This window comes from Kocuria sp. UBA1838, from assembly GCF_002338785.1.
Taxonomy (GTDB): domain Bacteria; phylum Actinomycetota; class Actinomycetes; order Actinomycetales; family Micrococcaceae; genus Kocuria; species Kocuria marina.
Map to the genome: position 1 here is coordinate 72,130 of NZ_DDIY01000019.1, position 6,354 is coordinate 78,483.

Sequence of the window (6,354 nt, forward strand, 5' to 3'; positions counted from 1 at the left end):
CGAACCGGCCGCGGTGCACCAGACCAACGAACGGACCCGCCCTGTGGGCGGGTCCGTTGCTCATCGCAGCACCGTGGGGTCCGCACAGCGTGGAGAGTTAGCGGATCTATGCAGCGTCGATACCGAGGAGAAGTCGTTCATGCGAGTCAGTGCGTTCTGGGACCTGATGTCCCACGAATTCGGGGCGGTGTACAGCCGGGTTCTCGCTCGAGATCTGGTTTTAACCGAGTTGGGTGAGCGCACGGCCGCGGAGGCCCTCGAGTCCGGGACGGACCCCAAGACGGTGTGGTTCGCGGTGTGCCGCGCCCAGGAGATCCCCGAGTCCCGGTGGTGGGGTCCGGATCAACCGCCCCGGCGCTGAGTTCGCCGTGGGCGGCGTGCGCCACGCCGTCTTCGAAGGTATATTCGAATCAGCTCACGCGCGCTCCACAACCCGTCCGGTCGCTTATGGCTGTCGGACCCCCTTTGTACCGTGGAACGTGAAGACATCGACAGGGCCGCCCCGGCCCCCGAGAACCGAGGTGAAACATGGCAGCCAAGTCCAAGGGCGCACCGGCACCCTCTCAGGTGGCCGGATCCGATCGTCAGAAGGCACTGGACACCGTCCTGTCCCAGATCGACAAGAACTACGGCAAGGGATCGGTCATGCGGCTGGGGGATCGCCCCGCCAACAAGATCGAGACCATCCCCACCGGTTCCATCGCGCTGGACGTCGCACTGGGTATCGGCGGGTTCCCCCGCGGCCGTGTCGTGGAGATCTACGGCCCGGAATCCTCGGGTAAGACCACCGTGGCCCTGCACGCCGTGGCCAGCGTCCAGAAGGCCGGCGGGATCGCCGCCTTCATCGACGCCGAGCACGCGCTGGACCCGGTCTACGCCGAGAAGCTCGGTGTGGACACGGACAACCTGCTGGTGTCCCAGCCGGACACCGGTGAGCAGGCGCTCGAGATCATGGACATGCTCGTGGGTTCGGGCTCCATCGACATCATCGTGATCGACTCCGTGGCGGCCCTCGTGCCCAAGGCGGAGATCGAGGGCGAAATGGGCGACAGCCACGTGGGTCTGCAAGCCCGGTTGATGTCCCAGGCTCTGCGCAAGATCACGGGTCGGTTGTCCCACACCAACACCACCGCGATCTTCATCAACCAGCTGCGCGAGAAGATCGGCGTGTTCTTCGGCTCCCCGGAGACCACCACGGGTGGTAAGGCGCTGAAGTTCTACGCCTCCGTGCGCGTGGACGTCCGCCGGATCGAGACCCTCAAGGACGGTGCGAACCCCGTGGGTAACCGCACCCGCGCCAAGATCGTCAAGAACAAGATGGCCCCGCCCTTCAAGCAGGCCGAGTTCGACATCCTCTACGGTCAGGGCATCTCCATCGAGGGCGGCCTGATCGACATGGGCGTGGAACACGGCATCGTGAAGAAGTCCGGTGCGTGGTTCACCTACGAGGGGGACCAGCTCGGCCAGGGCAAGGAGAACTCGCGCCGCTTCCTCAAGGACAACCCGGAACTCGCCCAGGAGATCGAACGCAAGATCCTGGTCAAGCTCGGGATCAGCGAGGACCCGGACCAGGCCTCCCAGGACATGGAGGGGTTCGGCGACGATCCCCAGGACCTGGATCCGGATGCCCCGTTCGCACCGGCCAAGGACGAGACCGAACTTCCGGCATTCTGAGCTGACGCCGTCCCTTCATGACTGAGTCCGAACGCTATGGTTCCCGGCGCCGCCGGGCCTCCGATTCCCATTGGGGCCCGGCGGCGCCGCCCGCGTCCACGGAGTCACCGGGTGAGGCGGAGGCCGATCCCCGCGAGGTCGCCCGCGCGATCGTCCTGCGCCAGTTGAGCGCATCGGCCAAGTCGCGGCGCCAGCTCGAGGACAAACTCGCGGACCGCAACGTCCCCGAGGACGTCGCCCGGGAGGTGCTCGACCGGTTCGAGGAAGTGAACCTCGTGGACGATCGGGCCTACGCGGGGATGTTCGTCAGGTCCCGCGCCGAGACCCGCCGGTTGTCCCGCTCGGCTCTGCGCCGGGAACTCGCGCAGCGCGGGATCACGGGTGAGATCGCGGACGAGGCCCTCGAACAGCGCTCCGACCACGACGAACTGCGGGACGCCCACGTCCTCGTGCGCAAGAAGTTGCCCGCCTCCGTGGACCCGTCGGACCGCAAGGAACGCGACCGGCTGATCCGCAGGCTCGTGAGCATGCTCGGACGCAAGGGGTATCCGCCGGGACTCGCGTTCGCCGTGGTCAAGGAGGAGCTGGGCGCGCTGAAGTCCTCGGCGGAGGAGTTCGAATCGGAGGAGTCCGCGGGTGACGAGTTCGCCGGCGACGAGTTCTCCGCAGACGGGTTCCCAGGAGACGGCTTCTCGGGAGATGACTACGCCGCGGGCGGGTCCACAGTGGGCGGGCGCGATCGGCCGGACCCGGACGACGCCCACGTGTGGGACACGCCCTGATCGGTGCCCCTTTGGCCGTGGACGGCCGAGTTCCAGCAATTTGACCCCGTCCCTAAAATGGTGAGGTGACTCAGATGCCCCATGCCGTGCAGGAACCCGTGATCGCCACCGATGCACCCGCCTACGAGGTGCGCACTCTCGGATGTCAGATGAACGCCCACGACTCCGAGCGCATCACGGGACTGCTCGAGAGCGCCGGATACGTTCCCGCGGTGAACCGTGATCCGGACCTGGTCGTGTTCAACACGTGTGCCGTCCGGGAGAACGCGGACAACAAGCTGTACGGCCAGCTGGGTCAGCTGGCCCCCGTCAAGCGGCGCAACGAACGGTTGCAGATCGCGGTGGGCGGCTGCCTCGCCCAGAAGGACCGCGCCACTATCGTCGATAAGGCCCCGTGGGTGGACGTGGTCTTCGGGACCCACAACATCGGGTCCCTGCCGGTCCTGCTGGAACGCGCCCGGCACAACGAGCAGGCCCAGGTGGAAATCCTGGAAGCCCTCGAGACGTTCCCGTCGGCACTGCCGACCAAGCGGGAACAGGCCTATGCGGGGTGGGTGTCCATCTCGGTGGGGTGCAACAACACGTGCACGTTCTGCATCGTCCCCCAGCTGCGCGGCAAGGAGAAGGACCGCCGTCCCGGGGACATCCTCGCCGAAGTCCAGGCGCTCGTGGACTCCGGTGCGGTGGAAGTGACCCTGCTGGGGCAGAACGTGAACTCGTACGGCGTGGAGTTCGGTGACCGCGGGGCGTTCGCCAAACTGCTGCGCGCCTGCGGGGACATCCAGGGGTTGGAGCGGGTGCGCTTCACGAGTCCGCACCCCGCGGCCTTCACGGACGACGTGATCGATGCCATGGCGGAGACCCCCAACGTGATGCCTCAGTTGCACATGCCGCTGCAGTCCGGTTCGGACCGGATCCTCAAGGACATGCGGCGCTCGTACCGTTCCAAGAAGTTCCTGGGCATCCTGGACCGGGTGCGTGAGCGGATCCCGCACGCCGCGATCACCACCGACATCATCGTGGGCTTCCCAGGGGAGACCGAGCAGGACTTCCAGGACACCCTGGACGTCGTGGAGGCCTCCCGGTTCTCCTCCGCGTTCACCTTCCAGTATTCGGTGCGCCCGGGCACTCCCGCCGGGGAGATGGCGAACCAGGTCCCCGCCCCCGTGGTGCAGGAACGCTTCGAACGGTTGACCGCCCTGCAGGACCGGATCAGCGCGGAGTTGAACCGCGAGCTCGTGGGCACGCGCACGGAGGTGCTCGTGAGCGCCCAATCGGGGCGGAAGTCCGAAGCCACGCACCGACTGAGCGGGCGGGGCCCGGATCAGCGGCTCGTGCACTTCAGTGTCCCGGACGGAGCCGCACAACCGCGCCCGGGTGATTTCGTCACGGTTCCGGTGACCGGGGCCGCCACGTACCACCTGCTCGCGGACCCGCGGGACGCGAACGAGTACAGCGTGCGGCGCTCCCGCGGCGGGGACGCGTGGGAGGCCGCTCAGGCGGAATCGTGTGGTGCGCCGTCGTCCTCGGGCAAACCCGCCGCCGTGGGGCTGGGCATGCCGTCGCTGCGAAAGCCCTGAGCGCGGTATGACCCGGGGGACGCAACGCCCGGTCGTGGCGGTCGTGGGGCCCACGGGGACCGGGAAGTCGGACCTCGGGATCGCGATCGCCCAGCGCGTGGGCGGGGAGATCGTCAACGCGGACGCCCTGCAGTTCTACCGGGGCATGGACATCGGGACCGCCAAGCTGCCCCCGGAGGAACGCGGGGGAGTGCCGCACCACCTGCTCGACATCTTGGACCTGCATGAGGAAGCGTCGGTCGCCGCGTTCCAGACTCGCGCTCGCACCGTCATCGCCGAGATCGAGGAACGCGGCAACGTGCCCGTCCTCGTGGGCGGCTCGGGACTGTACGTGCGCGCGGTGCTCGACCACATCGAATTCCCCGGAACCGATCCGCAGCTGCGAGCGCGGGTCGAAGCCGAGCTGCACGAGCACGGGCATGCCCGCATGCTGCAGCGGCTCGCGGACGTGGATCCCGAATCGGCGGCCACGGTCAAGGACGACCGCAGACTGGTCCGGGCGATCGAGGTGCATCGGCTGACCGGACGGCCCTTCACGTCGTTCATGCCCGAGCGCCGGTACGTGCGGCCCACGGTGCAGATCGGTCTCGCCATGGAGCGGGACGTGCTTAACGAGCGGGTGGCCCGCCGCGTGGACACCATGCTCGAGCGGGGGTGGCTGGACGAGGTACGAGCGCTCGCGGCCCGGGGGCTGCGCGAGAGCCCCACCGCTGGGAAGGCCCTGGGGTACCCCCAGTTGCTCGCGGTGCTCGACGGCACGAGTACGCTCGAGCGCGCCCGGGACGAGACCGTGACCGCCACCCGCAGGTTCGTGAAGCGCCAGCGCACGTGGTTCCGGGCGGATCCTCGCGTGCACTGGTTGCGGGCGGACGATCCCGCGGGACCGTCCGCGCTGCCGGAACGGGCAATGGACGTCGTCCGGGCTCAGTATGATGGCGGCGATGACTGACACGACCGAGGGGACGGTAGGCAGCGTGAACTGGCAGGAACTGGCGGGCGTGCGCGTGACCAAGGCGCACGGCACGGGAAACGACTTCGTGGTCTTCACGGACCGGGACGGCACCCTGGACGTCTCACCGGACACGGTCGCGGCGGTGTGCGACCGACACCTCGGGCTGGGCGGTGACGGCCTGATCCGCGCCGTGCGCACCGAGCACGTGGCCGATGCCGGCGAGCTCGCCGAAGCGCACCCGGACGTCGAGTGGTTCATGGACTACCGCAACGGGGACGGTTCCGTGGCGCAGATGTGCGGTAACGGGGTGCGGGTGTTCGTGGACCACCTCGTGCGCGAGGGGCTCGTGAGCCTCCCGCGCGGTTCCCAACTGCGCATCGGCACGCGCGCGGGGATGCGCACCGTAGCGCGTACGTCCGACGGCTACGCCGTGGACATGGGTCCGTGGAGCTTCGAGGATGGGGACGCCGCGCGCGAGCGCGGTTCGGATTGCCTCGTGAATGCGGAGGGCCTCACGGTCCCGCGCCCGGGGGTGTCCATCAGCATGGGCAATCCCCACACGGTCGTGGCCCTGTCCGAGGGCGAGAAGTTGGACGGGCTGGACCTACACACCGCGCCCGTCGTGGAACCCACCCCTCCCGAGGGGACCAACGTGGAGTTCGTGGTGCCCTCGGACGATGGCGATTCCGAGTTCGGTCGCCTCGAGATGCGCGTCCACGAACGGGGTGTCGGCGAGACGTACTCGTGCGGCACGGGAGCGTGCGCGGCCGCGGCGGCCACCCGGTTCTGGGGCGGTCCCGACTCCCCGGACCGCTGGTTCGTGCGTGTCCCCGGGGGCGTGCTGTCCGTGACGTTCGTGCCCGCTCCGGACGGCACCGAGCATGTCGTCCTCGCGGGTCCGGTGCGCGTGGTGGCCACCGCCGAGCTCGTCTGAGTCGGTCGCGTTCGTGCCGCGGTGGGCTGAGTCGGGAGGGCCTCGCCGCGCGGCCCTGTTGCATGCATCGTCCGACGACGACGCTGCGCGCCGGCTCCCAGCCCGACTCCCCTGGCTCCTGTTTCCGACCCAACGCCCGGGGGTGTGGCTTCCAACGCCGTACACGCAACCCCGGTTCCCGGCCCGGCATGCGTGCCTCCGCGCGCCTCAGGCGCGCTGGACGGTGATGACGCGGAAGCCCTTGTCGGTTGCGGCCCGGTCCACGCAATACCCCTCACCCAGGGTGGCCGCGAGCCAGCGCTGCAGTGAGTCCCCACCCAGGTTCTTCTGTACCACGAGCCACGCCGTACCACCGGGCGCGAGGCGGGGGAGCCACATCATGAGGATGTCGTGCAGTTCCTGCTTCCCCACGCGGATCGGCGGGTTGGACCA

6 protein-coding genes and 1 pseudogene are annotated in these 6,354 nt (G+C 68.7%); 6 read left to right on the forward strand and 1 reads right to left on the reverse strand.

Translation table 11 applies throughout. The features are described from left to right. Nucleotides 1-139: 139 nt before the first annotated feature. The 6 genes from B3I25_RS12035 to dapF all read left to right on the forward strand — a co-directional run bounded on the left by B3I25_RS12035 (nt 140) and on the right by dapF (nt 5,922). Nucleotides 140-361, forward strand: a complete 222-nt coding sequence (locus B3I25_RS12035) for a DUF3046 domain-containing protein (protein WP_064845952.1) — start codon at nt 140-142, stop codon at nt 359-361. 167 nt (nt 362-528) lie between these two features. Further along, on the forward strand, nt 529-1,674 hold the full coding sequence (recA, locus tag B3I25_RS12040; RefSeq protein ID WP_064845951.1) for a recombinase RecA: 1,146 nt from the start codon (nt 529-531) through the stop codon (nt 1,672-1,674). A 17-nt stretch (nt 1,675-1,691) separates the two neighbouring features. Further along, entirely contained in the window at nt 1,692-2,456 is a 765-nt protein-coding gene (locus B3I25_RS12045) for a regulatory protein RecX (RefSeq protein WP_349676545.1), read from the forward strand. Between the two features lie 74 nt (nt 2,457-2,530). Next, nucleotides 2,531-4,036, forward strand: coding sequence for a tRNA (N6-isopentenyl adenosine(37)-C2)-methylthiotransferase MiaB (gene miaB / locus B3I25_RS12050; RefSeq protein WP_131333964.1), 1,506 nt, complete (start codon nt 2,531-2,533; stop codon nt 4,034-4,036). A 7-nt stretch (nt 4,037-4,043) separates the two neighbouring features. Then, nucleotides 4,044-4,985 carry a tRNA (adenosine(37)-N6)-dimethylallyltransferase MiaA gene (miaA, locus tag B3I25_RS12055; protein ID WP_144998833.1) on the forward strand — a complete coding sequence of 314 codons (942 nt, stop codon included), beginning with the start codon at nt 4,044-4,046 and terminating at the stop codon, nt 4,983-4,985. After that, nucleotides 4,978-5,922, forward strand: coding sequence for a diaminopimelate epimerase (dapF, locus tag B3I25_RS12060; RefSeq protein WP_242670443.1), 945 nt, complete (start codon nt 4,978-4,980; stop codon nt 5,920-5,922). Before miaA ends, dapF begins: the two co-directional genes overlap by 8 nt. Before the next feature lie 207 nt (nt 5,923-6,129). Here the strand turns inward: dapF and B3I25_RS12065 are convergent. After that, nucleotides 6,130-6,354, reverse strand: a pseudogene (locus tag B3I25_RS12065) (16S rRNA methyltransferase); the annotation flags it as partial.